The organism is Bradymonas sediminis (assembly GCF_003258315.1).
Classification (GTDB): Bacteria; Myxococcota_A; Bradymonadia; order Bradymonadales; family Bradymonadaceae; genus Bradymonas; species Bradymonas sediminis.
In genome coordinates, this window is sequence record NZ_CP030032.1 from 224,463 (window position 1) to 250,935 (window position 26,473).

Genomic DNA, 26,473 nt, shown 5'->3' on the forward strand with positions numbered 1-26,473 from the left:
TTTCTAATTTGCTGAAATATATTTGCCGCTTAAAGGAGCGCTTTTATGAATAAAAAACCCGTACGCAAGGCTGTTATCCCTGTCGCTGGCTTCGGAACGCGCTTACTTCCGGTGACCAAAGCGGTGCCCAAAGAGCTGCTTCCCATCGTCGACCTTCCGGCCATTCAGGTCATCGTCGAGGAGTGCATTCAGTCCGGGATCGAAGAGGTCATCTTCATCACGGGGCGCGGCAAGGGCGGGATCGAGGACCATTTCGACTATAATTACGAGCTTGAGAGCCTGCTGGAGGAGCGCGGAAAGCTCAAAGAGCTTGAGCGTGTGCGCGAGATCAGCGGCATGATTCGCACGATCGCGGTGCGCCAGAAGAAGCCTCTTGGGCTGGGCCACGCCATCTTCTGCGCGCGTGAGTTGGTCGGCGACGAGCATTTTATGGTGCTGCTGCCCGACGATATTATCTCCAGCACGCCCACCTGTACTCGCCAGATGATCGACGTCTTTGAGCGTTACGGACAGGCGGTCGTGAGCCTGATGCGCGTGCCCAAGACACAGACCCATCATTATGGCATCGTCACCGGCGAGGCCTGGTCGCCCGGGCTGCACCGTATTCGCACGTTGGTCGAGAAGCCGGCGCCCGAGATCGCGCCCTCCGACCTGGCGATTATCGGCCGCTATTTGCTGCCGCCAGATATCTTCAAATATCTCGAAGGCGCGCGCCCCGATGAGTCCGGCGAGATTCAGCTCACCGACGCCCTCGCTCGCCTCGCGCGTGAGCGCGCTCTGGTCGGCTTTGAGTTCGAGGGCCTGCGCCACGACGTCGGCGATAAGCTCGGATTCCTGACCGCGAATATCAGCTACGGCCTGCAGCATCCCGAGATCGGTCCGCGCTTTCGTGAGTATATGAAGGAGCGCATCGCTGCTGGAGATTTCGATTGAGTTTGAGCCCGACCGCGACGCGCCTGGCGACTCTATTGCTGGCAGCGCTGCTCCTATGGGCGGCGCCTGCCGGGGCGGCGATGCCTCCCTTAGATGTTGCTCAGGCGCGTCAGGCGTCTCTTCGTGGGGCGCTAAAATCGGGAGCTTCGGTCGATATTTCGGTCACCGTTCTCGGCACGAAACTACAGAGTTTCAGCGCCTCGAGCCTGCGTTTGGGCGCGTCTAAAAAGCTTGAATTAGCGGCATCCGCTTCGGATCCCGAAAAGAAACCATCGACCCTGGTCATCGACGCGAATGCGCCGATGCCCTGGTCGGTGGTTTTTTCGTTGCTCTCGGCCGCCGATCCCCTGGCCTCACTCCAGACGACGCATGGCGCGATTGACGCCGGACAGCGCAAAATCGACACGCTCGAAGATGGTTTTGTCTACCATTATGGCGCGTCGCCGCAGGTTGTATTGAGCCGGGACTTCTCCCTGATGCGCCGCGTCCTCGTGCATGCGCAGGGCGTCGATTGGGAGTTTAGGCTCAGCGGTGATTTAGGCGTCGGCGGGCTCCCGGAGCGCGTCGATATTTTGCGCGCCGGGGCCCCCTTTGCCAATATGCGCCTGTCACTTTCTGGCCAGTCTAACTCCCCGAAATCTAAGCGATAAGTCGCACTCTCCTTATATCCGAGAGCTCATTCGATCTCGCGTCGCTTGAGCAGCAAGGAGTTGCTGACCACGCTGACGCTCGACAGGGCCATGGCGCTGGCGGCGAAGGCCGGAATCAGCAAACCAAACGCCGCCACCGGCACCAATACCGTATTATAGAAGAAGGCCCAGAAGAGGTTCTGTTTGATCTTGGCGTAGGTCGCCTTCGAGATCTCAACGGCGCGTCGCACGCCTTTGATATCGCCGGAGATCAGCGTGATATCAGAGGCCTCGATGGCAACGTCGGTGCCGGTGCCGATCGCGATGCCCAGGTCGGCCTGGGCGAGCGCGGGGGCGTCGTTGATGCCGTCGCCGACCATGCCGACGATGCGCGCCGGGCTGCCGTCCTGGGCGCCGCGATTCTGCAGTTTTTGCACCGCCGACGCCTTATCCTGCGGGCGAACGCCCGCCTGGATAAATTCGGGCGAGATGCCGACCTGGGCGCCCACCGCGCGGGCGGTTTCTTCATTGTCGCCGGTGATCATCCAGACCTCGATGTCGCGCTCCTGGAGCCACTTCACGGTGTCGGCAGATGCCTGCTTAATCTGGTCCTGAATCGCGAAGAGGCTGAGCAATTGATCGTCTTCGGCCAGGGCGACGACCGTCTTGCCCTCGCGCTGCAAGGTCGCGATTTCGTCGCGATAGTCAGCCGCGTTCGCCACGCCGCCTTCGTCCTCGAGGATCCAGGTCGGCTTTCCGATGCGCAGCGCGCGCCCGTCGATGCGCCCGCGCACGCCTTCGCCGGCCACCGCGCGGAACTCGGCGACGGCGTCCAATTTGAGCCCGCGCTCTTCGGCGGCGCGAATGATCGCCTGGGCGATCGGATGCTCGCTGCCCGACTCGAGCGCGGCGCCCAGGCGCAGCGCCTCGGCCTCGTCGATCTTCGGGCGCAGGTCGCTCAGCGCCATCTCGCCGGTCGTTAAGGTGCCGGTCTTGTCGAAGATGATCGCGTTGACCTTGCCTGCGTGCTCCAGGGATTGGGCGTCGCGAATCAGGATTCCCAGCCCCGCCGCCTTGCCGGTTCCGACCATCAGGGCGGTGGGTGTGGCGAGCCCCAGAGCGCAGGGGCAGGCGATGATGAGGACCGCGATGGTCGGCAAAATCGCGACCGTGAGGCTCCCCTCAAGGAAGAGCCAAACCGCGAGTGTCACCAGCGCGATGGCGATAATCACCGGCACGAAAACCCCCGAGATCTTATCGGCCAACCGCTGGATGTCCGCCTTTGATTCCTGTGCTTTTTCAACGAGTTCGATGATCTGGGCCAGCGCGGTTTCGCCGCCGATGCGGGTCGCGCGCACCACGAGGCGCCCGTCGGTGTTGATGGTCGAGCCGATGACCTCATCGTCGACCCCGTGGGAGACCGGCACCGATTCGCCCGTGAGCATCGAGGTGTCCACGTCCGCCTGTCCCTCCACGATAATCCCGTCGGTCGGGATCTTCTCGCCGGGTCGCACGAGCATCTCATCGCCGACCTGAATCTGGTCGACGGGGACCTCGACCCAGGCGTCGTCGCCGTCGCCGCGGCGCACCCGGGCGGTGCTCGTGCCCAGGTTGAGCAGCGCCTCGATGGCCGCGCCGGCGCTGCCCTTGGCGCGGGCTTCGAGCCATTTACCCACCGAGATCAGGGTGAGGATCATGGCGGCGCTGTCGAAGTAGATATTGCCGTCGGCCAGCGTGGTGCCAAAGACAGCGGCGATGGTGACGACCATCGAGAAGAGCCACGCCGCGCTGGCGCCCATGGCCACCAACGTGTCCATATTCGCGCCGAAATGCTTCAGGCGCCGCCACGCGCCGACAAGGTAGGGCTTGCCCACGAAGAGGTAGACGATGGTGGTCAGATACGCGGTGATGAGCAGGCGGCCGAGGTTCGCGCCGGCGCTCAGCTCCAGGTCAAACCACATCGGCCCCATCTGCACAAAGAGGATCGGGATGGTCAGGATAAGCCCGGTCACCCAGCGCAGCTTCCACAGCCGCGCCTCTTCGGCGCGGCGCTCAGTCAGCTTGCTACGCTGTGAGTCCTCGGATTTTTGCGTGGCCCGACTGCCCTGTGCGGCGCCGTCTTCGCGCAACATGCTCGCGTCGATCTCGCGCACATCATAGCCGGCCGACTCGACCGCGTCGCGCAGGGTCTTCAGCATCGGCTGGACCGACGCGTCGTCTTTGGACGGTCGCTCCAGCGTGACCGTCGCGCGCTCGGTGGTCAGGTTGACGCGCACCTCGGAGACTCCGTCGACGCGCCCCAACGCCTTCTCGACGCTGCCCACACACGACGCGCAGGTCATGCCGCCGACGTCGATGCGAACTTCGGCGGCGCTACTTTTTTGAGGCGCTTTGGGCGCGGGCTTCTCGACCGGCGAGGGCGTTGATTCGGTCGGTTTAAATAAAAGCGGCGGGGCATCGCCGTCGGCCGGCTGCGCAGGGTAGCCGGCCTCGGTCACCGCGCGCGCGATATTCTCAGAGATCTCATCGGCGTTCGCTTCTTGCGCCTCCGATAGAGTCACGCGCGCCGAGTTTTCCTCGTGGCTCACCTCAATCAGGGGGAACTCGTCGAGCCCCTCAATGGCCTTGGACACGCGCCCGCTGCATTTTCCACAGGTCATTCCCTCGATATCGAAATGCAAAGTTTGTGTCATTTCAACTTACTCAACGATTATAAGAAGATTGATAAGAAGCAGTATTCGCTCGATCATTTTGGGCATAAATAAACCCCGGTCGGGCAACAAACAGGGTGCGCGATTCCTTCCGAAGGTTCACGATAGTTCGCTTGTGCGACGCGGCCAGCCCCCAGGCTGCGCCCAGGGGCTTAGGTGGTGGTTGTTTTGGGGGCTTTGCAGGAGCGTAACTGCGAGAGCCGACCACTCCGAATTGATCGATGATTGGCCCCCCAAGCGCAGCTTGGGGGGCAGGCGTGTATGCGCCGGGGGGCCGCGTCGCGAGCCGACCACTTTGCGAGAGCGAAACTGCGAGAGCCGACCACTTTGCAGATACGCGACGAGCCCCCGGCCGCTGGACGCGGCCAGCCCCCAGGCTTCGCCCAGGGGCTTAGGTGGTGGTTGTTTTGGGGGGGCTTTGCAGGAGCGAAACTGCGGGAGCCGACCACTCCGAAATGGTGGGGTAAGTGTGTGTTCTACTCAGATTTTGGCTTCTCGCCATTGGGATTGGGGTGTTCGAATTTCTCCCAGGTGACCGGTTCTTTTTTCATCGCGCGGCTCAGAATAATCACGCCCGCGGTGAAGATACCCATGGACACAAATTGCGCCGGAGTCAGGTCGAAATAGCGTTTGTCGCCGCCGTAGGTATAGACCTCGGCCTGGACCTGGAGGATGTCCAGGAAGAATTGGACGAAGCCGTTGACGTCGATGGTGCCTTCGGCCGACTGCGGCCAGACGCGCAAGAAGTCCAGGGTGAAGCGAATCGGCGCGTACATCACGAAGAGCAGGCCCAGGAAGAAGCCCTTGGGGCGCGGCTTGCGGTCCAGGATGACGAAGGTCGCGACGATGACGCCCCACCACATCATCTCGTAAAAGCCAAGGTCGTGGCGGATGGTGCCGTCGGGGAAGAGCAGCGCCAGCGGCCAGCCGTCCGGGGCCAGGCCGCCGGGGTGGTCGTGGACCGAAGCACAGCCCATGCGCCCGAAGAACCAGGCGAAGGGCAGGGCCCACGCGGCGTGGTCGGCCCATTTGAGCAGGTCCATATCGGGGTGCATCTTCTTCCAGATAAACACGGCGATGATACCGCCGAGCAGGCCGCCGTAGCTTGAGATCGACCCCCAGACCTGAAAGATAATCCACGGGTTTTCGGCGAGCTGTTCGGGCTGGTAGAAGACGACGTCGAAGACGTGGGAGAAGCACCAGCCAAAGGCGATCAGGAAGAAGCCAAAGTTCTGGAAGGATTCCCCGCTAAAACCCATCTTCTGCTCGGCGCGCCGGCTGCCCATCGTCAGCGCCAGGAGCAACCCGATGGCCACCAGCATCCCGAAGGAGTGGATCTGCAGGGGCATATTGAAGCCCGGCACATTGTCGATCAAAGTCCACGGCCCAAATTGCCAATAGGGCAGGGCGGCAAGGATGTTCATAATCAGCTCCAAACGCAAAAAACAACGAAGAGGTTAGGGGAGTTGCTAACTCGGTTATTCGCGCGCACTCGTACCGTAGTTGAGACCGTAGCTCAACAGAACACGCAAGACCGAGCGCGCGAAAGATTCGTAGGCGATGGCCGCGCACGCTAAAGTTAAGGTCCGATGGCGATCACACGACTCCAAACACGCTCGGGGGCGAATTTATTTGCGGGGAGCTGGATTTTATTTGGAACGCATGCGTTCGGCGCGCTCCATCTCGTGGGCTAAATAGTCGCCCCAGGTGCTGATACGCCGGCCGGTGAGGCGCTCAGGGGCGTCTTCGTCGGGTTGCGCGTCGGCGCTGCGCCGCGCGATCGCCAGGCCCACCCAGGCCGCGCGCTGTGCTTCCTCGGAGCTCAAGCCTTCGTCGGGCAGCGCAATCGTCGGGTCTCCAGATGCGGTTGCGATGCCGTAACCTCCGTGCCCATAGCGATGACGATGGTATCCAAATCCCCCACATCCGCTGACATGGCCCGTGCCCGAGATCCCCATTCCGCCCATCTCTAATTCGTATTTAGCCCGGAGTTCTTCATCGCTTAAGTCGAAGTCCTCGTCGATATGACCGCAGCCGGCCGAGCAGATCGAAGCGATAAGAATGCATCCAAACGCATACCAATAATTTGGCGAGTTCATTGGGTTCTCCTCCGTGAATTGTCTTAATTGTATAGACAAATGGGGAGGGTGATGGTTCCCGGCGGATGGGGAGTTTTTTGAGCGAGTTTTGCGGGGCGCTTCTGATGGGCGTCGCATCGCGAACCAAGAACGCCCCGGTAGCGCAACAGAAATCCTCCGCCCTGCAGGGGGGAGGTGCCTGCGCAGCAGGGGGAGGGGGGAGTTGCGAGTTGGCTGGGTGTTGCAGGTACGCAACGCAACGCACCGCCTCGCAGGCACGCAGCCCCCCTTCTGTCGCTTCGCGACATCTTCCCCAGAGGGGAAGATCTACAGTTGCTCCTGCGGGCGCTTGTGGTGGGCGAGTTTTGCCGGGCTTAGCTGCCTACGACCGCAGGTCACCCACCCGATCCAGCGCCGTATTCAAATAAAGATCTGCCAACACAAGCGCGACCATCGACTCGAGCACCGGGACGGCGCGCGGGACGATGCACGGGTCGTGGCGGCCGCTGGTCGCCATCGAGCCCACGGTGCTCGCCGGCTTAAAATACGCCAGCAGGCGGATGCGCTCGCCGTTGGTGATGCCGCCCTGGATGCCGTTGGCGGCCGGGCTGATGCCGGCGTCGGCGCCCGCGCCGCTGACGCCGGTGTGGAAGTCGATGCCGCGCATGGTGGCGTCGTGGGCGGCGTCGCCCAGGGTGCAGCCGACGACTGCGCCCACGCTCATGATGGCGTTGGGCAGCAGGTTTTTGGCCTTGCGAAAGACCGGCTCGCCAAGCCCCATCGGGAGGCCGTCGATCCACAATTCGATGATGCCGCCGCGTGAGTCGCCCTGTTCCTTGCAGGCGCGCAGCTCGGCCGAGATTGCGTCGGCGACGGCCGGGTCCGGGCAACGGGTTTCGTGGGCGTCGACCTTCTGGCGGGTGAGGTCGGCCGGGACGTCCTCGGCGCGCAATTGCCCGATCTGGCGGGTGAAGCCGACGATGCTCACCTCGGGCGGCAGGATCTTCTCGGCGACCACGCCGCCGATGACCCGGCAGAGGGTCTCGCGCCCCGAGGCGCGCCCGCCGCCGCGGTGGTCGCGGTGGCCGTATTTCTCCTGCCAGACGCGGTCGGCGTGGCCGGCGCGGTAATAATTCGGGTCGTAGTCGCGGCTTCGGGCGTCGCGATTATGCACTAATACGCAGATCGGGGTGCCCAGGGTCTCTCCGTCGAAGACACCGCTTAGAATCTGGGGTTCGTCGGCCTCGGCGCGCCCGGTGGTGATGCTCGATTGCCCCGGGCGGCGGCGGAAAAGCTGGGCGCTGAAGTCGTCTGCGTCCAGCGCGATGCCCGCCGGGCACCCGTCGATGACCGCGCCCATCGCGGGCCCGTGGGATTCACCGAAGGTCGTCAGGGTCAGCAGATTTCCAAAGATATTTCCGCGCATAATCATACCCGCAAAATTTAGCAAAGATGTGGTGAGCGCATGTCTTCCCAACCGGGGGGGGAGTCCACGCGGGAGCAGTACTGCCACGAATGGGCCCGATTCTCAATTCCCGCCCGGGCTTTTGTGGTCGGCGCCGGGAGGGCGTGGGGCGCGCCTTAATATATTGAAAAATTATCGAAGATTGCCCGTGAATGATTATAAAAAGGGGCGTTAACTTATGATTTCGTTGGTGTTTTTTAGGCTGCGGAATGCCCTAATATTGTGCTCTCAGCCGCCCGATGATAGGTTAAGCCCGCACTTCTTCGGTTAGGTAGCGTTATTTGTGATTTAGGATAGGGAAGTGACTTCATGCTTACAGCGATCGTTCATCTCTTGATCCTCATTATCTTCGCGAACCGCTATTTCGTCGGCTCGTTCTTGAAGGAGGTGACCGCTAAAAAGATGAATGAGCGCGTTGAGGATTGGGAGCCGCAGGTGAGTATTGTGGTGCCGATGTTCAACGAGGGCGAGCGCATCGTCGGGACCATCAATAGCCTGGCGAATCAGGATTATGCGCCCGATAAGTTGGAGATCATCGTGGTCGACGACCAGTCGACCGACGACAGCTATCGTTGGGCGACCGAGGCGGCGGCCAAACACCCGAATGTGCGCGTGATTCAGAACCCGGTCAATATGGGGAAGCGGCGCGGGATCAACCGCGCGGTGCGCCAGGCGGAGTCCGAGATCATTGTGTCGGTCGACTCCGACGTAGTGGTCGAGGATGACGCGGTGCGAAAGCTGGTCGCGTGTTTTGTCGAAGACGATATCGCGGCGGTCGGCGGGCGGGTCAATGTGCTCAATAAGAATGAGAATTGGCTCACGCGCATGCAGACCATCAAATATTATTTCGGCTACGAATACCTCAAAAATGTCGAGCGCGCCCATCGGCGCGTGATGTGTTTGTCCGGGTGCTTGACCGCCTATCGCCGCCACGTGCTCGTCGAGCTCGAGCCGGTGCTCGAGGACCGAAACGTGATGGGCATCCCCATCAAATACGGCGAAGATCGCTTTTTGACCCGCCATATTATCAAGGCCGGCTATAAGACGGTGCTCACCCTCGACGCGGTCAGCCACACCATCGCCCCGCCGACCCTCAAGGGGTATTTTAGCCAGCAGATTCGCTGGCGGCGCTCCAACCTGGTCGATTATATGGGCGGGCTGAGCCATGTGTGGAAATTGCCGCCGCTTGTATCCCTGCATTATTATTCACTTTTTGCGCTTTTGCTGGTCTATCCGGCGGTTGTGTTCGACTCCCTGGTGCGCGGATCGTTTTGGAATATGGCGATGATCCATCTGGCGATGTTGGCCGGTTTCGGGACCATGTATCATATCCAAACCCTGGCGCTGCCCAAGGAAGACAAGGTCCACCCGCTGAACTTTTTGTGGATGGGCATTGTTATGCCGGTGACCTATGTGGCGCTGACGCCGCTGGCGATCTTTACCCTGGACTCAGGCTCCTGGGAGACGCGCGGCCATAAGGCCAACCGCAATGATAAATTGCCCGATGATGTGGCGCTTGATGACTTGACGCCCGACGAATCGCTGCCCGACGAAGCTCTGCCAGGCGCCGAATTACCCTCGCCGAACCCATGATTCCCAGGCTCAACGCCCCGGAGATTCACGATGTTTAAAGTGGACCGAAGCATTATCGAATTGCTCAATAAATTCTTCACCGACGCGTATAAAATCCTCGGTTTCGTCATCCTCACGGCGATTCTGGTGGGGTTGGTGTCGTATTTTACGCTCAACCTCTTCTACCTGACCAGCACCCATTGGGTGGCGCCGGTGATCCTGTCGTCGAATCACGAGAAGGTCATTCAGCTCAACGGCGAGCTGACCGGCCACGCCCATCGCCACGACCGATTGCTGGCTGAGCGCGGCGAGATTAAGGCGCGCGCGACCTATACCGAGCACGCGCTTCGGGCGCAGGAGTCCTTCCGGATGCAGCTGCGCTCGGCGGTCAAATCCGAGCTGGAGGGGCGGCGCAGTGAGTTGGCCAAGGTGAATAACCTGATGGGTGATTTTCACAAATCCGGCAAGCTCAGCGAGGAGGCGCTCAAGAATTATAAGGACCTGAGCTACGAGCAGTTGGCCGAGGAATATAAGGCGAATCTGATCGACCGCCAGGCGTTCGTCGACGGGACCTATTCGCTCACCCAGGTCGACAACGCGCGGTTAAATCGCGAGGCGCGAAAGATCCAGGCGGCCGCCCGTCGCGAGCAGCTCACCCGCGAGGTCGCGGCGCTCGAGAGTGTTCTTGAGGAGCCCGAGCAGGGTGAATTGCCCACCGAGGTGCCCGCCGAGCCCAGCACCCCGCTGACCTTCGAGGTCCTGGCGATGCTGCGCGACTACCGCGCGTCTTCGCTGGAGGCGTCCAAATTGCGCGCCGAGCATGCCTCGGTCGATGAGCGCATCGCGATGCTCGACGCGTCGATCGCGCGCTACGAGAAGATGGAGGCCGAGATCAAGAGCTCGCCGTATCTGCGCGCGATGGACGCCAAGGTCACCATCGCGTTCGTCCCCTACGAGAACCTCGAGGGCGCCCAGGCCGGCAGCAAGGTTTATGGCTGCTCGCTGGGTCTGGTATGGTGCCGCCAGGTGGGCGTGATCGAGCAGGTGCTCGAGGGCGAGGTCACCGCCAGCCACCCGCTCTATAGCGAGCAGGTGCGCGGGCAGATGGTCGAGCTGAAGTTGGATGACCCGACCTGGGCCGAGAAGAAGGCGCTGTTCACCGGGAGCGCGCCGTTCTTTATCTGAGCGTCGTCTCACCGTTTGTATCGCACACGCTATTCTATTGATTGAATTGTTTTCGAGTCATTATGCCTATTTTGTGCCGTCGGGCTCTTTGTATTGGAATCTTCATCGTCGCTGCCGGGGGGCCGAGCGCCGCGTTCGCTCAGTCGCCGGATGACACCTCCGCCGAGCACCTCGACGCGTATTGCACCTGGCGCGGGGCGCAGGCCGACGCCGAGCAGAGCCTGTTGTGGGCGCCCGACGTGGTCGCCTGGTCCTGGGGGGACGGGCTCTATGATAGCGGGGAGTTGGTCGATAACGGGGCGCTTCGCGGGCGCATCTTGGCGGGTATCCGCTACGATTTTAGCGACCTATACCGCGGGTTTTTGCTCGGCGACGAGGCCGAAGCGGCGTGTGCGCGCTATCGGGCGATGTCGCGATTTGAGGCGGCCCTTGAGCGCAGCGGTCATATCGGCCAGCGCGCGGCGCTCGAAGCCCAGCAAAAGGTGCTCGCCGAGGCGATTCCGCAGGCAAAAGAGGTGATCGAAGGGCTCAAAGCGGCGGTCGCCGGAAAGCGCGCGTCGGACCGCGAGCTTCGCGCCATGCAAATCCGCCTGGACACCCTTGAGCGCATGGCTCAGAACACCCGCGACACCCTGGTTCAATTGGGCGACGCGCCCGCGAAATCCCCGGATATTCACGCCTTATTGGACGCCTTCTTGACGGCTGATTCTGCGTATCAGCGCGCCCAGGCGAAGACCCAGCGCGCGGAGTCCTGGGAGCTCAGCCTGGCCGCGGGTTATTCGCATCGCTTCGGTGACACCACCTCGGCGCCGGTTTTTGCAGGCGGCACATTCTCTTTTAATATCGGCCAGTTATGGGCCGGCGCTGCGACCGAGCGTGCGATTGACGCGCATGAGGTTTGGCAGGAGAAGCGCCCGGGGGGCCCGAGCGGGAAGTTGCGGGAGTTGGTGCGCGCGCATCAATTTTCGGCCCGCGCCGACCGCGAGAAATTGCAGGCCAACGCGCTGATGCTGGCGGACCTCGAGGAGCGCCTGGAGCGCCTCGCCCCGCTCAAAGGCCAGGAGGCGGTTTCTTTTCGGAACCTGGTGTGGTTCGACTACGCACAGTTGCTGGCCGAGACCGCGCCGGTCGCCGAGCGGCTCAAAGAAATGGAGGCGTTTCTGCGGACGATGGAGGCGCGCGAGGCCGCGCGCGATGAGGATAACCCGCAGGAAGACGCGACGACCTATGTGACGCGTCGCTTCGCGCTCGCCTATAAGCCCACGCCGCTCAGCGAGATTAAGCGACCCGCGACGCCCCAGGAGGAGCTGAAGAAGTTGACTTCGTATAACCCACGCTCCCTCGACCTTATCCTGGGCAACGTCGAGCATGAGGTGTCGGGCTCGAATGATTTCGCGATTAAGGTGCCCAAGCTGCGCGTCGAATTGCCGGGCTCCGATGGCCGCCTGGGCCTGGTTCGCTTCACCTATGATGGCCCCAGTGAGGAGACCGTGGACTTCGCCTCGGGCCGCTCGCGCGCCCAGATTGGGCTGAAGCTGCGCGCCCAGGATAGCTGCAACGTCCTCTATGTGATGTGGCGAATCGACCCGGACCAGCGCATCATGGTGTCGAGCAAGTCGAACCCGGGCCAACACCTAAATCGCGAGTGTGGCAACGCCGGCTACGCGAACCTGCGCCCGACTTCGGTGACCCATCCGCCGCTGGTCAAGCCCGGCGCGACCCACACGCTCGGCGCCTATCTCAAGGACGACGTGTTGCAGGTCTTCGTCGACGATAAGCTGGTGTGGAAGGGCGATGTGGGCACGCTCTCCTACGACGGCGTGACGGGACTGCGCAGCGATAACGGTGTCTTTAGCGACGTCACGATCTTCAGCAAGCCGCGAGAATAGGCGTCTAAAACACGAGAAAGCCCCGAGCATCCAGGTGATGCTCGGGGCTTTCTTTTTGGGGCGTCGCTGCCGCCTATCCGACGTCTCTTAGAGCTTGTGGATATGCGAGGCGCGGGATTGGATGGCGTTTCGCGTGTCGAAGATCAGCGGCGCGTGTTCGATGACCATCTCCCAGTCGATGGCGGAGTGGTTGGTCACGACGACCACGGCGTCGGCCGCGGCGAGCACTTCGGGCGTGAGCGCGACGGAGCGTTGGTTGTCGAGCTCTTCGACATATTCGACCACGGGGTCGTGGAAGCTGAGGTTCGCCTTCCAGTCGGTGAGGTGCTTCCAGATATCCAGCGCCGGGGACTCGCGGGTGTCGGAGACGTCTGGCTTATAGGACATGCCGAGCAGAATGATATTCGCGTCGCGCAGCGCCTTGCCCTCGTCGTTGAGGATGCGCGCCAATTTATTGACGACGAAGCGCGGCATATTGGTGTTGATGTCGGTGGCGCTCTCGATGAAGCGGTTATAGAAGCCGAAGCTCTTGGCCTTCCAGCTCAGGTAGCTCGGGTCCAGCGGGATGCAATGCCCGCCGATGCCCGGGCCCGGGTAGAAGGGCATGAAGCCAAAGGGCTTGGTCGAGGCGGCGTCGATGACGCTCCAGATGTCGATATCCATGCGGTCGCACATGATCGCCATCTCGTTGACCAGCGCGATATTGACCGCGCGGAAGGTATTCTCGAGCAATTTAACCAGCTCCGCGCCGGTGGCGCTGGTGACCGGGTAGACCTCGTCGATGACCTGGTCATAGAGGGTCTTGGCGAGCACGCCGGACATCTCGGTGACGCCGCCGACGACCTTGGGGGTGTTGCCGATCTTATATTTGAGGTTGCCCGGGTCGACGCGCTCGGGGCTAAAGGCCACGAAGATATCGTCGTCCAGCTCGTGGTCTCCGAGGATGAGCATCGGCGTGAGCACTTCGTTGGTCGTGCCGGGGTAGGTGGTCGATTCGAGCACCACCAGGCAGCCCGACTTAAGGTAGGGCGCCACGCTCTCGGCGGCCGCGCGGATATACGAAAGGTCGGGCTCGCGGGTCTTATTGAGCGGGGTGGGCACGCAGATCGAGACGGCGTCGGCCTCGGCGATGTGCGCGAAATCGAAGCTTGGCTCATAGAGTCCGGAGTCGAGCGCCTCGCGCAGCTCATCGTTCGAGACGTCCGTGATATGGCTGATGCCCTCGCTTAATTGCTGGACACGCTGCGGGTTAATATCGATGCCGATACAGCGAAATCCCTCGGCGACAAAACGCAGCGCCAGCGGAAGTCCGACATATCCCTGACCGATGACCGCGACGGTCGCGGTGTGGTCTTCAAACGATTTACGAAGGCTCTCAAACGATGAACTCATTATTAACTCGGGTTTCAAGAAAGTGAGCGTTGGAACAGCAGCGAAATATAGCAAAGCCGCGCTGGGGTGCATAGTTTAGCGCGCCCCGAATCCAGCATTTAAATGCCTATATTTGGTGCTTTTTATCCCGCATCAATGCCTTCACCGCGGGCGTCTGGGCGGGCTCAATCCACGAATTTTTATATATGGAATTGCCGCGCAAGCGGCGGCGGTGTGCTCGGATGGCGGGAGGCGAAGATGGCGAGGGCCCGGGCGCGTTGGGAGGCGCGCCCGGGCTTTGGGCTAGGCTGTCTCACTCTTGATGCAGACGACCTCATCATCCTTGATCTCGACGCGCATCGCGCCGCCGCGGGTGACCTCGCCGGAGAGGATGAGCCGGGCGACCGCGCCTTCGATGAGGCGTTGGATGGTCTGGCGCATCGGGCGAGCGCCGAGCTCCGGGTCGAAGCCGCCGTGGTCGATGAGGAAGTCGATGATCGAGGGGCTGAACTCGAGGGTGATGCCGCTCTCGTCGAAGAGGCGGCTCTTGCTATCTTCGAGTTGCAGCTTGGCGATGCTGGCGATCTCGTCGCGCTCAAGCGGCAAGAAGACGAGCTTCTCGTCGATGCGATTCCACAGCTCGGGGCGGAAATGCCCGCGCGCGGCGCCCAGGACATCGTCGGTCATCTTGCGGGACTTGTCCCCCGAGCTCGACGCGCTGTCGCCGCCAAAGCCGATGCGCCCGCGCGAGGCGCGCGCGTTTTGCTCGCTGAAGACCTCGGCGCCCAGGTTACTCGTCATGATGATGACGGTGTTGGAGAAGTTGACGTTGCGGCTTCGCCCGTCGGTCAACTGACCCTCGTCGAAGAGCTGCAGGAGGATATTGAGCACGTCGGGGTGAGCCTTCTCGATCTCGTCGAGCAGCACGATCTGATAGGGCCGGCGGCGCACGGCTTCGGTGAGCTGGCCGCCCTGTTCGTGGCCGACATAGCCGGGAGGCGCGCCGAGCATGCGGCTGACCGAATGGGCCTCCATAAACTCCGACATATCCAGGCGGACCACGGCGTCGCGGTCGTGGAAGAGGAAGTCGGCCAGGACCTTGACCATCTCGGTTTTACCGACGCCGGTCGGCCCCAAAAAGAGCAGGCTGCCGATGGGGCGACGACCGCGGAAGCCGGCGTAATTGCGCCGGATAAGATCCGAGAGCGTCCCGATGACTTCGCGGTGGCCGATGACCCCGTCTTGCAGGTGCGTCTCCATATCGAGGAAGCGCTGGCGGTCGCCCTGGCTGAGGCGCCCGGGCGGGATGCCGGCCATCTCGGCGACGATTTCTGCGACCAATTCGCGCCCGACCAGCGACTCGCCGGTGCGCGCGGCGCGGCTGCCGGCCAGGTCCAAAACGCCGATGGCTTTGTCCGGCAGGCGGCGCTGGTAGATATAGCGGTGGCTTAAGCGCACCGCGGCGTCCAGGGCCGCGTCGTCGTAGCGCACGCCGTGGTGTTTTTCGTAGTGGCCGCGGATGCCGTCGGCGATATGGCGCGCGGTGTCGATATCGGGCTCGTCGACGAAGACCAATTGGAAGCGGCGTACAAACGCCGGGTCGGACTCCACGAATTTTCGGAATTCGTCGTGGGTGGTCGCGCCGATGCAGGGGAAGCGGCCGCGGGCGAGCGCGGTCTTGAGCTCACCGGCGGCGTCGGTGCCGTCGCCGCCGCCGCCCGCGGTCATCCATGAGTGCATCTCATCCAAGAAAACGATGACGTCGCCGCCGGCGGCCTCGACCTCGTCTTTGATGCCGATGAGGCGCTCGGAGAAGGAGCCGCGAAGATGGGTGCCGCTGAGGATGCGCCCCAATTCGAGCTCGATGATGGCGCGCTTGCCCAGGCGGTTGCCGTCCTGGGCGAGCTTGACGAATTCGCGCGACAGCCCCTCGACGATGGCGGTCTTGCCGACGCCTGCTTCGCCGACGAGCACCGGGTTATTCGAGCGGCGTTTCCCCAGGACATCGATAAGTTGCAGGATCTCGGCGTCTCGTCCGACGACCCGGTCGACCCGGCCACGCGCGGCCTGGGCGGTGATATTGCGGCCAAATTTGACCAGGTTCGGGTATTGATCTTTGTCGAGTTCGTAAGACGCGGCCAGATCTTCGTTGGGCTCAAGCGGGTCTTCGAGGCGGATGCCGTCGACGCCGGCTGCCTTGTCGGCGGCGGGCTTCTTTTTCTTGGAGACTTTTCGGGCGACGACCGGCGCAGCTTCGGAGGGCTCGTCCAGATTGTCGACTTCGTCGGTGCACGCGTCATCGGTCGGCGCCGTGGTTTTAGGCGCGTCGAGCTTGCCGAAGAGGCGCTCGGCCAGGTTGCGCGTGGTCTCCTGGGCGTCGGCGATGGCCGCGGCGGCGTTCGGATTGGTCTTGGCGCGCGGCGTCTCTTCGGGGGCTTCGGGCGTCGCCTCGGGCGTTGGTTTCGGCGCGGGCTTTGCGGCCGGTTTGGGCGTCACCTTGGCTGCCGGTTTACGGATCGGCGCGACGGGTTTTGCAGGCTTTGGCGGCGTGTCGGCGCGCGGCGTGATGCGCGGCTTTGGGGTCGGCGCGATGTCTTTTTCGGGCGGCGCGGGCGTCTCTGTTTTGCGCGCGTCGACCGGTCTCGAGGTTCTTGCGCTGCTGCTGGGCCGGCGAGGGCCGCGGGTGGCGCGGGTCGCGGAGTCGCGGCCAAAGCGCGGCTTGATCGGCTGGCTGCGAATCGGCGTGGGCGCTTCGGGCCCGCGGCTTTCGAATTCCTGGGCGGTCGTGGTCTCGACAGAGGTCTGCATCTGGCGCGGCGCCCTCACCCCGAGGGAGGGATGAAATCCGATGGAGCTGGGCGCGTCTTCGCGCATCTTCGCCGCCGGTTTATTATCGAAGCTTCGCGTGGCGTGAACCGCGCTGCTGTCGACCGAACGCAGCCGGCGCGGCAGCGGGGTTGAGCCGGTGGCGTAGCTCATCACCGAGGCGCGAATGGCGCTGACGTTGACGCCGTTTTCTTTGAGAAATTTCACCGCGAGGCTGGAGGACTCGCGCACCAGGGCCGCCAAGATATGCAGGCACCCGACCGCGTCGGCCCGTGAGCCCATGGCGATGCGCTCGCCGCGGGCGTAGACCCGCTCCAGGATCATCGGCGCTTCGACCGCCTTGGGGCCGAGATCGTCCGTTTTTTGCTGGATTGTCCCAACGGTGATATCACGGTCCTCGAGGAAGACCGCGGCACGGTTCGGGACGCTAAAAAGTGCGAGCAAAAGATGCGCCGAAGAGGCCGGCTGGGAGGCGCGCTCGGCGCGCTCCTGGGCGTCATCGAGCACCGCTCCAAGTTCACTGCTTAGAGGAAGACTCATCCTTGTCGTTGCCTCCGGACGGCGGGCAGATACGTGCGATGCCCGGAGCTTAAGCGCTCCGAGCGCGTATCTAAAAATATATTTCTGAAATAATGCAATCTGAAAATCAGGGTGAGATCGTGGCGGAGTCGAGTCTTCGAAGCATCCATAAGGCGCTCTCCGAAGGAGCGTTCGACGCGCGCAAATATACAAGATTTGGGCCTGCGGAAGATAACACATCGGCCGAATTCTCGTAAAGCTGGAAAGCCAAAGTTGGGCCGTCCGCGCCTTAAGTAGATCGGTGATTGAGCCTTGACAAGGCCTGCGTGCTTTGGCGCTTCTATTTGCCAAGAATTCGGGCGAATGGGTTTGGATATCCGAGCGGTATCATGAGTGAATTAATTGTGCTTTTGGGTTTGAGCCGGGTAGAATAGAAGCGCTACTTATCGCGATTCTGGAGTAGATATCGCGTTCTAGAACCCCAAATTTGCCGCAGATATACAATGCCGAAAACAATTCGACTGGGTCCATTTGAACTAAGCCATGTCATCGGACGCGGGGGGATGGGCGAGGTCTGGCGGGCGGTGCATCGCGCCGACGGGCTGGAAGTTGGGATCAAGGTGCTGACCAGCCAGGGGGCGCACCAGGAGGAGTTCGTGCGCCTGTTTCGCAACGAGATTCGCGCGGTCGCAGCCCTCGATCATCCCGGCATTGTGCGGGTGTTGGACATGAACGCGGTGGACGCTGCGGCCCAGCGAAGCTCGGGCGGGCGCCTGAGCGCCGGCAGCCCCTACCTCGTGATGGAGTTGGCCAAGCGGGGCTCGCTGGACCGCTATGTGCCCAATACCACCTGGCCGATTATCCGACATGTTTTGCTCAAGGTGCTCGACGCGCTGGCCCACGCGCACGCGCGCGGCGTGGTGCACCGCGATCTAAAGCCCCAGAATTTGCTGGTGGGCTGTGACGCCGACGACCCGCTCGGCCTCAAGATCGCTGATTTTGGGCTCGCCCATCCGATGGATCTCACCGGGCGCACCGGCCAATTCGAGCAGGGCTGGGGGACGCCGCATTATATGGCGCCCGAGCAATTTCGCGGTCAATTCCGCGACTATGGCCCCGCCACCGACCTCTACGCCCTGGGCGTGGTCGGCTGGGAGCTGACCACCGGGGCGCTGCCATTTGATAGCGATAGCCCCGTCGAGTTGAGCGCCCTGCATTTGCATCGAAAGTTGCCGGTTTATCGCCCGCGCCTCGAGGTCCCCGCGGGCTTTGAGGGGTGGCTGCGTCGTTTGCTGCAGAAGGACTTTCGGGAGCGGTTTCCCAGCGCGGCCCACGCGGCGTATTCGCTGCGGGTTATCCTGGGAAACAACCCGGCCTTCGACGTGGCGGATGACTATGATATCGCCGGCACCGGCGAGCCGCCTCCGGGCCTCTCCCAGCAATTAAAGAGCCAGGGGAGCACGCATCTGCTGCGCCCGAGCGCGGATGCCGGGGACAACACGACGCGCCACGGCGTCGCCGATACCACGCGTCTGATCGACTTCGGAGATCCTGATGGCGACGATATGCTCCAGGTGATCGAGGAGATGGACGCGGCGACCCGGGCGGTCTCGCCGGGGGCGGTAGCCGCGGGCTATTTTGAGCAGGAAGCGCCTGGGCGCGACGCCGCCCAAAATGCCGAAGATGAGGAGGTGGGCGAGGCCCTGGCCGAGATCGTATCGCCGCAGCCGCCGGTGCAATGGGAAAAACGCGGGCGCATCGAGCCTGCGCCGCAACTGCTGGGCGCCGGTCTCGGGCTCTTCGGGTTGCGCACCGTGCGCATGGTCGACCGGCAATCGGAGCGCGACGCGCTATGGGCGACGCTTCGCCAGATGCACCGCGACTTTCAGCCGCGGGTCGTAATTTTGCGCGGGAGCACCGGGACGGGCAAGTCGCGCCTGTCGCGCTGGCTCTGTGAGCGCGCGTCCGAAGTCGGCGCGGCCAAGGTCCTGACGGCGACGCATTCGCAGATGGACTCGCCCAGCGACGGGCTCGCTGCGCTCTTTGCCCGCCACTATGGATGCGTGGGTTTAAATCGCCACGAGACCGAGCGCCGGCTGCGCACCATTTTAGAGGCCGAAGGGGTCACCGAGCCCTACGAGTGGCGCGCGTTGACCGAGTATATTTCGCCATTTAACAGCAACCTGGCCGCCAATGATCCGTCGGTTGAGCGCGTGCGGTTGACCTCGGAGGCGCAACGCTTTTCGCTGCTACGCCGCGCGGTCGAGCGCGTGGCGCGCAAGCAACCGCTCATCATCTGCTTTGAGGATATTCATTGGAGCGCGGAGTCGTTGGCCTGGATGCAATTTTTGATGGCCGGCGATGCTATCCGGGTGCCGATTATGCTCGTCGCCACCGCGCATGAGGACCTGCTGGCCGAGTGCCCCAGAGAGCGAGAGTCGCTCGAAGCATTGGCCAAATTAGAGTGCGCGCAGACCCATCGTATCTTGCCGCTGAACGCGGAGGATACCGCCGAACTGGTGCGACGACTTCTGCTGCTCGAGGGAGGTCTGGCCGAGCAGGTCGAGGAGCGCTCCGGCGGAAACCCGCTCTTCGCCGTGCAACTGGTCGGCGATTGGGTGAGCACCGGGAAGTTGAAGGTCGGCGAGCGTGGGTTTTGCCTGGAAGAGGGCGGCGAGGTGACGATTCCCGATGGGGTCCACCAAATCTGGCGCGCCCGGCTTAAATATGTGCTCGACCGAAGCGCCAACCCCGACCATACCCGCCAGGCGCTTGAGCTTGCCGCGGCGTTTGGGGTGGCGGTGGATCGCGCTGAGTGGCGCCACGCCTGCGCGGCCGCGGGGCTCGCGGTCGACGAAGCGCTTGAAGACACGCTCTTTGAGCACGCCCTCGCCCAGCCGGGGCGTGATGACGCAAGCGATCGCCAGTCTCGCACCCTGGTTGATTCCGGCTGGCGTTTCGCCCATCGCATGTTGCGCGAGAGCCTGCAACGCCTGAGCGTCGAAGCCAATCGCTGGGAGCTGCTCAACTCGATTGGCGCCGATACCCTCGACGCGCTGTATCCGGAGTCTGCGGCCCATGCGGAGCGCCGGGCGCATTATCTTCGCCAGGCCGGGCGCCTTGCTGAAGCCGCGGTTACGCTGATGTCGGCCGTGCGCTACCGCAGCCAGCGCAGCGAGTTATCGCGGGCGCATGAGCTGCTCGACGAGCTCGAAGCACTCCTCGATACGCTGGAGGCCAACGCCGCGCTGATGCCGGCATCCCTTGCGCTCCCGAGGGATTGGTTGAGCCGCGAGCGCGCGCGTGGCTGGCTGCATCGCTCCGAGATTTTCGGATGGTCCGGGCGTTTTAAGCGCGCGCTAAAATTTGGCAATCTGGCCGCAGATGCGGCCGAGAAGTTGGGCAGCGTGAGCCTTATTTCGCCGGCTTATTGTGCCCTGGCAAACGCCCATCTTCACCTGGGCAATTACGACGTCGCGCAGAGCGCTTTCGAGCGGGCGCGAGAGGCCGAGCGCGCCGCGGTGCCGCAACTTCCCGCCTATCAACGCGGGCTGAGCACGCTGGGGCTCGCCCGGGTTCGGATCGCGCTGGGCGCGTTTGGGGACGCCCAAGAATTGCTTCATGGGGCGCGCGAGATCTTCGAGGAGTGCGGCGATTCGCAATCGTTGGCGCGCTGCTATAACGCGCTGGGTGACGTCGCCCGAAAGGTCGGCGAGCTTGAGCAGGCGCGCGCTTATTCTGTAGAGGCGCGCGGGCTCTTTGCCAGCGGCGGAAACCAGATCGGCGTGGCCGATTGTCTCAATGATCTCGGGGAGTTGTATTATCTTCTGGGCGACCCGCAGGCCGCGGAGTCCCATGTCGAGGATGCGCTTCGACTCTATGAATCGATCGGCTCCAAGCGCGCGATGGGGGTGCGGCTGAACCTCGCGCTGTTGTGGATCGAGCGGCGCGAATTCGAGCGCGCCCGCCAATTGCTGGTCAACGCGCGCGACCATTTTGAGCGCGAACGCCAGCGCAGCGACCTCGCCCACGCGAGCATCTTATTGCTCGCGTGCGCGGCCCATCATCATGATTGGGTGATCTGGAACGCGCTCTTTGCCCAGGCCGAGGAGCTTCGGCGAAGCACGGGGATGCGTGACCCGCATATCGCCCGGGCGGCGGCGGTCGCCGCGCAGGTCACCGAGTCCGCCGGTGACCCCGCGCGCGCGGCGAAGGCGCGGGCGCTTAGCGAGGCGTTTGAGTGCGAATAAACGCCTCGCCGGTGGGATGAATTAGGCGCGCTCGGCCAGGTCTTCCCAGCGCTCCATGACCTCCATCAGCTCGTCGTCGAGCGCGCTCTGCTCTTCGGCGAGGACGCGCATGGCCTCGTGGTCGGTCGGGTTGGCGGCCATTTCTTCGGCGATCTGGGCGCTGCGCTTCTCAATCGCCTCGATGCGCTTCTCGCAGGCGGCGAGTTCTTTTTTCTCTTTATAGCTAAGCCCGGTGGCGGATTTGGAGGATTGTTCGGCCTCCTGACGCGCGGCTTCGGCGGCCTTTTCGGCGTTGCGGGTGGCCTTGCGGTCGGCGGCTTCCAGGGATGCCTGCTCTTTTCGGTACTCGTACCAGGGCGAGTAGGAGCCGGGGAATTCCTCGATGGTGCCGTCTTCGCCGAAGACCAGCAGGTGGTCCACGGCGCGGTCCAAGAAGTGGCGGTCATGGCTGACCACGATGAGCACGCCGCTGAAGGCGTCGAGATAATCCTCGAGGATGCCAAGGGTCTCGACGTCGAGGTCGTTGGTCGGCTCGTCGAGCAGCAAAAAGTTCGGGCTGCGCATCAACTGACCGAGCAAGTACAGCCGGCGGCGCTCGCCGCCGGATAGTTTCTCGATCACATCCCATTGGCGCTCGCGGCTAAAGAGAAACTTCTCGAGCATCTGCGTGGCCGTGAAGAACCCCTCGGTGGTCTCGATCTTATTGGAGATATTCAGGATATAATCGTGAACGCGCTCCGCCGGGTCCAGGTTGCTCGACTGCTGGTCATAATAGCCAAAGACGATGGTCTCGCCGACGTCGATGGTGCCCGAGTCGGCGGTGGTGCGCCCGGTGATGATATCGAGCAGGGTCGATTTGCCGGCGCCGTTTGGCCCGACGATGCCCAGGCGGTCGTTGCGCGCGAAGTTATAGGAGAAGTCTTTGATGACGACTTTTTCGGGCTTCTCTTCGCTGCCGTCGGCGCCGCCGGCCTGGCGGGGCCATGACTTGTGGATATTTTCGAGCACCACCGTCTTTTTGCCCAGGCGGCTCTCGACGGTGTCGATCTCGACGTCGCCGCGCTGCTCGGTGAGGTGGGTCGTGTTGATCAACTCGTGGGCGCGCTCGACGCGCACCTTGCTCTTGGAGGTTCGCGCCTTCGGTCCACGACGCAGCCACTCAAGCTCGCGCCGGGCGAGGTTTTTGCGCTTGTCCTCGCGCTTTTGGAGCATCTCGTAGCGCTGGTCGCGCTTCTCCAAAAAGGTCGAATAATTGCCCTCGTAGCGGTGCAGGGTCTGGTCGGCCAACTCAACGATCACCTCGCAGACCCGCTCAAGGAAATAGCGGTCATGGGTGACCATCAAGAGGCCGCCGGTGCGATTGGTCAGGTAGTCCTCGAGCCACTCGATGGTGTCGACGTCCAGGTGGTTGGTGGGCTCGTCGAGGATGAGCAAGTCCGAGGGGCGAATCAGCGCGCGGCTCAGCGCCACGCGGCGGCGCTGGCCACCCGACATGGTGCCGATGCGCTGGTCCAGGTCGACGATCCCCAGCTTGGTCAGGATGGTCTTCGCGTCATTCTCCAGCGTCCATCCGCCCAGGGCGTCCATCTGCTCGCCGAGCTGTCCCATCTTCTCGATGAGCGCCTCGCTATAGTCGCCCTGGGCCATCTTTCGGGCGAGCTTCTCGTAGGCGCGCACGACCTCAAAGACCGGCGGACCTTCGTCGAGCACTTGCTCCAGGGCGGTCAGCTCCTCGTTGAGCTCGGGCGCCTGGTCGAGGACCTCGATGCGCAGGCCTTTTGAGGTCGAAATCTCGCCGGTGTCGGCCTGGTGGCGCTGCGAGATGATCTTCAAGAAGGTCGATTTTCCGGCGCCGTTGACTCCGATGACGCCGATCTTGTCGCGCTCGTTGATCGTCAGGTTCACGTCTTCGAAGAGCGTGCGAACGCCGTAGGCTTTGGAGATATTTTCGGCGGTCAACAGGACCATAATCACTTCAAGGGGTACGGGGGCTGTGAATGTGAGCGCTCGATGATGCGCTTTGGGCCAGTGATCGTTGAAAATCGGTGCAGGTGCAAGGGTGCGTTAGGTGTTTGGCCGCCAAATTTGGTTTCCGCCCCAAATCGTATATGACGGATGACTGAATAATCGCGGCGTATCTGCTATAGAAGCTGCCCGAGCCAGCGGCTCGTTTCAATCAACCCGAGAGTCGGAATCAGAGATGATAGATTTAGGAAGACAATTGGCTGGCCTTCGGCGGCGGGTGTTGCTCGCCTTGGTGATGCTCGCGACGCTTTTGTTATTCGCGGGTTGCGAGGACAAGGGGCCGTACCCGCTGGAGCTCAGTGATTATCAGACGGCGGTGCTCGGCCTGGATTTTAAGACGCTGCCCGCCAGGGGGCTGGTCGACCAGAAGGGCGAGGCGTTCTCCTTCGCGAATTATTGGGCCGACGGCAAGCCGGTGATGATGACCGAGATTTATACAAATTGCCCGATGCCGGATATGTGCCCGATGCTGATGGCGAAGGTCGCGCGCGCGCAGACCATCCTGGCAGAACAGGGCGTGAAGCCGCAGGATTATCGCGTGCTCATCCTGTCGATGGACCCGGAGAATGACCCGCCCGAGGCGATGCTCAGCTACGCCCAGGTGCACGGGCTGCGCATGGAGAACGTGACCCTGGTGACGGGCAATAAACAGACGCTCGACGCGGTTATGAAGAAGCTCGAGGTCGGCATTCGCATGGCGCCCGACGGCGAGCTCATCCATAGCATGCGCACCTATGTCATGGACGCCGAGGGCAAGATCGCCGCGGGCTTCCGCCAGTCCGGCTGGAAGCCCGAGGAGCTCGCGACCCGCCTCAAAGGGCAGCTTTGATCCGTTCGTCCTAAATTCGTTATTTATCGCATATTCAACGTCGAAAATTATTATGATTAACAAATCAAAATTAGTCGTCTGCTCGGGTGTTTTGAATCTTTTGCTGGCCGCGGGCTGTGCTTCGGCGCCCCAGGCCGAGGACGCGCAGGCGCCGGTGGAGCAGGCGCAGGCGGGAGAGGCTGCGGATACCTCAGCCGATGCGCCGACCAAGGGTTTTGACGCGCGCCTTAGCACCTATGAGTATCCCTATGAGGTGAGCTTCTACACATTTGAGACCCAGGGCCAGACGCTTGAGATGGCCTATATGGACGTCAAACCGGAGACGCCAAATGGGCAGATTGTGGTGCTCTTGCACGGCAAGAACTTCGCGGGCGCCTATTGGAAGAATACGATCGAGGCGCTGGTCGCGCAGGGTTACCGCGTGGTGGTGCCCGACCAGATCGGCTTCGGAAAATCGACCAAGCCCGAGCTGCTCCAATATAGCGTGCAGGGTCTGGCCGATTATACCCACCAATTGCTGGCGTCGATCGGGGTCGAGAAGGCCAGCTTCGTGGTCCACTCGATGGGCGGCATGATCGGCGCGCGCTACGCGCTGATGTTCCCGGACGCGGTCGACAAGCTCGTGATGGTCAACCCGATCGGGCTGGAGGATTGGAAGTTGAAGGCGCCGTATTTGAGCGTCGACGAGTGGTACGCGCGCGAGCGCAAGAAGACGGCCGATGATATCCGCAGCTATATGACCGACAGCTATTTTGACGGGCAGTGGAAGCCGGAATACGAGACGTTGATCGACGTGCCGGTGGGTTGGATCGACGGGCCGGATTATGACCTGATCGCGTGGAACTCGGCGCTGACCTACGAGATGATCTTCTCGCAGCCGGTGGTCTACGAGTTCGGCAATATCAGCGCGCCGACGCTGCTGATCATCGGCGACCGCGACCGCACCGCGCTCGGCAAGGGCGACGTGTCGCCCGAGGTGCGCGCGACGATGGGGCTCTACGGCGAGCTCGGCAAGAAGACCGCGGCGGCGATTCCGGGCGCGCAATTGGTGGAATTCGAAGGCATCGGGCATATCCCGCAATTCGAGGCGTGGGACCGCTATATCGCGGCGTTGTCGGCGTTTTTAAAGGCTGAATAACTTTGCGCAAGGCGGCGAGATATCTGTGATTGTGTCTCGTCTTCATGCGCGTCACGGAGGTTAATCGATGGGTGTTGGGCATTCGCATGAAGGGGCACATTCTCATGATGAATCACACGGCCACGCGCACGATCATGGGCATGGCCACGAACATGGGCATGGACACAGCCATGCGCCGAAGGCGACGAGCGAGAATGTTCGTCGCCTGAGGTGGACCCTTTTATTGGTGCTCATCTATATGACCGTCGAGGTGGTCGGCGGTCTGTTGAGTAATTCGCTGGCGCTGCTGGCCGACGCGGGGCATATGCTCTCCGACGCCGCCTCGCTCGCCCTGGCGCTGTTCGCGATGTGGATTGCCCAACGCCCGGCCAGCCCGGCGCAGACCTTCGGCTACCACCGGGCTGAGATCCTCGCCGCGCTGGCCAACGCGGTGACGCTGGTCGGTGTGTCGATCTATATCGTCTTTGAGGCGGTGCAGCGCTTCTATGCGCCGGCCGAAGTCCACGGCAACCTGATGATGGGCGTGGCGGTGGGCGGCCTCTTCGTAAACCTGATCGGGCTATGGCTTTTGCATAGCGGGAAGTCCGATAACCTCAATATGCGCGGGGCCTGGCTGCACGTGCTCGGCGATATGCTGGGCAGCGTGGGGGCGATTATCGCGGGCCTGCTTATCTGGGGCTTCGGTTGGCATTGGGCCGACCCGGTCGCCTCAATCATCATCGCGGTGCTGGTCTTATGGTCGGCCTGGCATCTTCTGAAGGCGACGCTTTCGGTGCTGATGGAGTTTTCGCCGCCGCATATCGACGTTGCCAAAGTGCAGGTGGCCCTGGCGAAGATGCCGGGCGTCACCGGCGTGCATGACCTGCATATCTGGACCATCACGAGCGGGAAGGTCGCGCTGTCGGTCCATATTGATGTGGAAAGTCTGGAGGGGTATGCGGAGTTGATGAGTGAGATCCGCCACCATATGGATGATGCGTTCGGCATCAGCCACTGCACGGTGCAGGTCGAGCCGCCGGAGTTCACCCACGAGCCGCAGTGCTTCTGAGCCTG

At 62.5% G+C, this 26,473-nt stretch carries 17 protein-coding genes; 10 read left to right on the forward strand and 7 right to left on the reverse strand.

The genetic code is table 11. The annotated features are described in order from the left end of the window. Positions 1 to 45 precede the first annotated feature (45 nt). Both galU and DN745_RS00785 read left to right on the forward strand, forming a co-directional pair. Positions 46 to 933 (forward strand): UTP--glucose-1-phosphate uridylyltransferase GalU, encoded by an 888-nt coding sequence (gene galU, locus DN745_RS00780; RefSeq protein WP_111331238.1) that lies wholly within the window; start codon positions 46 to 48, stop codon positions 931 to 933. Further along, a complete protein-coding gene (locus DN745_RS00785; protein ID WP_133622136.1) occupies positions 930 to 1,583 on the forward strand; it encodes a hypothetical protein in 654 nt (217 codons plus the stop codon). The genes galU and DN745_RS00785 overlap by 4 nt, the downstream gene beginning before the upstream one ends. A 26-nt stretch (positions 1,584 to 1,609) precedes the next feature. On the opposite strand, the gene DN745_RS00790 is transcribed toward DN745_RS00785, so the two are convergent. From DN745_RS00790 to aroC, 4 genes are all read right to left on the reverse strand, one after another. Beyond that, on the reverse strand, positions 1,610 to 4,255 hold the full coding sequence (locus DN745_RS00790; RefSeq protein ID WP_111331240.1) for a heavy metal translocating P-type ATPase: 2,646 nt from the start codon (positions 4,253 to 4,255) through the stop codon (positions 1,610 to 1,612). 494 nt (positions 4,256 to 4,749) lie between these two features. Next, the gene (locus DN745_RS00795) at positions 4,750 to 5,697 is read right to left on the reverse strand and encodes a prolipoprotein diacylglyceryl transferase (protein WP_111331241.1); all 948 of its coding nucleotides are present in this window, start codon (positions 5,695 to 5,697) and stop codon (positions 4,750 to 4,752) included. Positions 5,698 to 5,922: 225 nt separating this feature from the next. Beyond that, positions 5,923 to 6,372, reverse strand: coding sequence for a hypothetical protein (locus DN745_RS00800; protein ID WP_111331243.1), 450 nt, complete (start codon positions 6,370 to 6,372; stop codon positions 5,923 to 5,925). A gap of 361 nt (positions 6,373 to 6,733) precedes the next feature. Next, entirely contained in the window at positions 6,734 to 7,777 is a 1,044-nt protein-coding gene (aroC, locus tag DN745_RS00805; protein WP_111337483.1) for a chorismate synthase, read from the reverse strand. A gap of 348 nt (positions 7,778 to 8,125) precedes the next feature. On the opposite strand from aroC, the gene DN745_RS00810 reads away from it, so the two are divergent. The 3 genes from DN745_RS00810 (at position 8,126) to DN745_RS00820 (ending at position 12,462) form a co-directional block, all read left to right on the forward strand. After that, positions 8,126 to 9,409: a glycosyltransferase family 2 protein gene (locus DN745_RS00810; RefSeq protein WP_204355061.1), complete on the forward strand. Its 1,284-nt coding sequence runs from the start codon at positions 8,126 to 8,128 to the stop codon at positions 9,407 to 9,409. A gap of 30 nt (positions 9,410 to 9,439) precedes the next feature. Further along, positions 9,440 to 10,573 carry a hypothetical protein gene (locus tag DN745_RS00815; protein ID WP_111331245.1) on the forward strand — a complete coding sequence of 378 codons (1,134 nt, stop codon included), beginning with the start codon at positions 9,440 to 9,442 and terminating at the stop codon, positions 10,571 to 10,573. A gap of 62 nt (positions 10,574 to 10,635) precedes the next feature. Beyond that, entirely contained in the window at positions 10,636 to 12,462 is a 1,827-nt protein-coding gene (locus tag DN745_RS00820; protein ID WP_111331247.1) for a hypothetical protein, read from the forward strand. A gap of 87 nt (positions 12,463 to 12,549) precedes the next feature. Here DN745_RS00820 and DN745_RS00825 read toward each other — a convergent pair whose 3' ends face one another. Both DN745_RS00825 and DN745_RS00830 read right to left on the reverse strand, forming a co-directional pair. Next, complete coding sequence (locus tag DN745_RS00825) at positions 12,550 to 13,854, reverse strand: nucleotide sugar dehydrogenase (RefSeq protein ID WP_111331249.1); 1,305 nt, start codon at positions 13,852 to 13,854, stop codon at positions 12,550 to 12,552. Between the two features lie 282 nt (positions 13,855 to 14,136). After that, positions 14,137 to 17,199 carry an AAA family ATPase gene (locus tag DN745_RS00830; protein ID WP_162687372.1) on the reverse strand — a complete coding sequence of 1,021 codons (3,063 nt, stop codon included), beginning with the start codon at positions 17,197 to 17,199 and terminating at the stop codon, positions 14,137 to 14,139. 92 nt (positions 17,200 to 17,291) lie between these two features. Between DN745_RS00830 and DN745_RS19110 the strand changes: the two genes are divergently transcribed. Both DN745_RS19110 and DN745_RS00835 read left to right on the forward strand, forming a co-directional pair. Continuing rightward, positions 17,292 to 17,435, forward strand: a complete 144-nt coding sequence (locus tag DN745_RS19110; protein ID WP_162687373.1) for a hypothetical protein — start codon at positions 17,292 to 17,294, stop codon at positions 17,433 to 17,435. A gap of 246 nt (positions 17,436 to 17,681) precedes the next feature. Continuing rightward, positions 17,682 to 21,428, forward strand: a complete 3,747-nt coding sequence (locus DN745_RS00835; protein WP_111331253.1) for a serine/threonine-protein kinase — start codon at positions 17,682 to 17,684, stop codon at positions 21,426 to 21,428. A 21-nt stretch (positions 21,429 to 21,449) separates the two neighbouring features. Here the strand turns inward: DN745_RS00835 and abc-f are convergent, their stop codons facing one another. Further along, positions 21,450 to 23,396 carry a ribosomal protection-like ABC-F family protein gene (abc-f, locus tag DN745_RS00840; RefSeq protein WP_111331255.1) on the reverse strand — a complete coding sequence of 649 codons (1,947 nt, stop codon included), beginning with the start codon at positions 23,394 to 23,396 and terminating at the stop codon, positions 21,450 to 21,452. Positions 23,397 to 23,628: 232 nt separating this feature from the next. Between abc-f and DN745_RS00845 the strand changes: the two genes are divergently transcribed. The 3 genes from DN745_RS00845 to DN745_RS00855 all read left to right on the forward strand — a co-directional run bounded on the left by DN745_RS00845 (position 23,629) and on the right by DN745_RS00855 (position 26,468). Then, on the forward strand, positions 23,629 to 24,282 hold the full coding sequence (locus DN745_RS00845; protein ID WP_111331257.1) for an SCO family protein: 654 nt from the start codon (positions 23,629 to 23,631) through the stop codon (positions 24,280 to 24,282). Positions 24,283 to 24,334: 52 nt separating this feature from the next. Beyond that, a complete protein-coding gene (locus DN745_RS00850; protein WP_111331259.1) occupies positions 24,335 to 25,420 on the forward strand; it encodes an alpha/beta fold hydrolase in 1,086 nt (361 codons plus the stop codon). A 67-nt stretch (positions 25,421 to 25,487) separates the two neighbouring features. Then, positions 25,488 to 26,468 carry a cation diffusion facilitator family transporter gene (locus tag DN745_RS00855; protein ID WP_111331261.1) on the forward strand — a complete coding sequence of 327 codons (981 nt, stop codon included), beginning with the start codon at positions 25,488 to 25,490 and terminating at the stop codon, positions 26,466 to 26,468. The last annotated feature ends 5 nt before the right edge of the window (positions 26,469 to 26,473 follow it).

Excerpts from the sequence above, each read along its gene's own strand:
- DN745_RS00820 (WP_111331247.1), top strand. The coding sequence starts at position 10,636 with ATGCCTATTTTGTGCCGTCGGGCTCTTTGTATTGGAATCTTCATCGTC.
- DN745_RS00830 (WP_162687372.1), bottom strand. The coding sequence starts at position 17,199 with ATGAGTCTTCCTCTAAGCAGTGAACTTGGAGCGGTGCTCGATGACGCC.
- DN745_RS00800 (WP_111331243.1), bottom strand. The coding sequence starts at position 6,372 with ATGAACTCGCCAAATTATTGGTATGCGTTTGGATGCATTCTTATCGCT.
- DN745_RS00835 (WP_111331253.1), top strand. The coding sequence starts at position 17,682 with ATGCCGAAAACAATTCGACTGGGTCCATTTGAACTAAGCCATGTCATC.
- DN745_RS00845 (WP_111331257.1), top strand. The coding sequence starts at position 23,629 with ATGATAGATTTAGGAAGACAATTGGCTGGCCTTCGGCGGCGGGTGTTG.
- DN745_RS00795 (WP_111331241.1), bottom strand. The coding sequence starts at position 5,697 with ATGAACATCCTTGCCGCCCTGCCCTATTGGCAATTTGGGCCGTGGACT.
- DN745_RS00850 (WP_111331259.1), top strand. The coding sequence starts at position 24,335 with ATGATTAACAAATCAAAATTAGTCGTCTGCTCGGGTGTTTTGAATCTT.
- aroC (WP_111337483.1), bottom strand. The coding sequence starts at position 7,777 with ATGCGCGGAAATATCTTTGGAAATCTGCTGACCCTGACGACCTTCGGT.
- DN745_RS19110 (WP_162687373.1), top strand. The coding sequence starts at position 17,292 with ATGCAATCTGAAAATCAGGGTGAGATCGTGGCGGAGTCGAGTCTTCGA.
- galU (WP_111331238.1), top strand. The coding sequence starts at position 46 with ATGAATAAAAAACCCGTACGCAAGGCTGTTATCCCTGTCGCTGGCTTC.
- DN745_RS00810 (WP_204355061.1), top strand. The coding sequence starts at position 8,126 with ATGCTTACAGCGATCGTTCATCTCTTGATCCTCATTATCTTCGCGAAC.
- DN745_RS00825 (WP_111331249.1), bottom strand. The coding sequence starts at position 13,854 with ATGAGTTCATCGTTTGAGAGCCTTCGTAAATCGTTTGAAGACCACACC.
- DN745_RS00815 (WP_111331245.1), top strand. The coding sequence starts at position 9,440 with ATGTTTAAAGTGGACCGAAGCATTATCGAATTGCTCAATAAATTCTTC.
- abc-f (WP_111331255.1), bottom strand. The coding sequence starts at position 23,396 with ATGGTCCTGTTGACCGCCGAAAATATCTCCAAAGCCTACGGCGTTCGC.
- DN745_RS00790 (WP_111331240.1), bottom strand. The coding sequence starts at position 4,255 with ATGACACAAACTTTGCATTTCGATATCGAGGGAATGACCTGTGGAAAA.
- DN745_RS00855 (WP_111331261.1), top strand. The coding sequence starts at position 25,488 with ATGGGTGTTGGGCATTCGCATGAAGGGGCACATTCTCATGATGAATCA.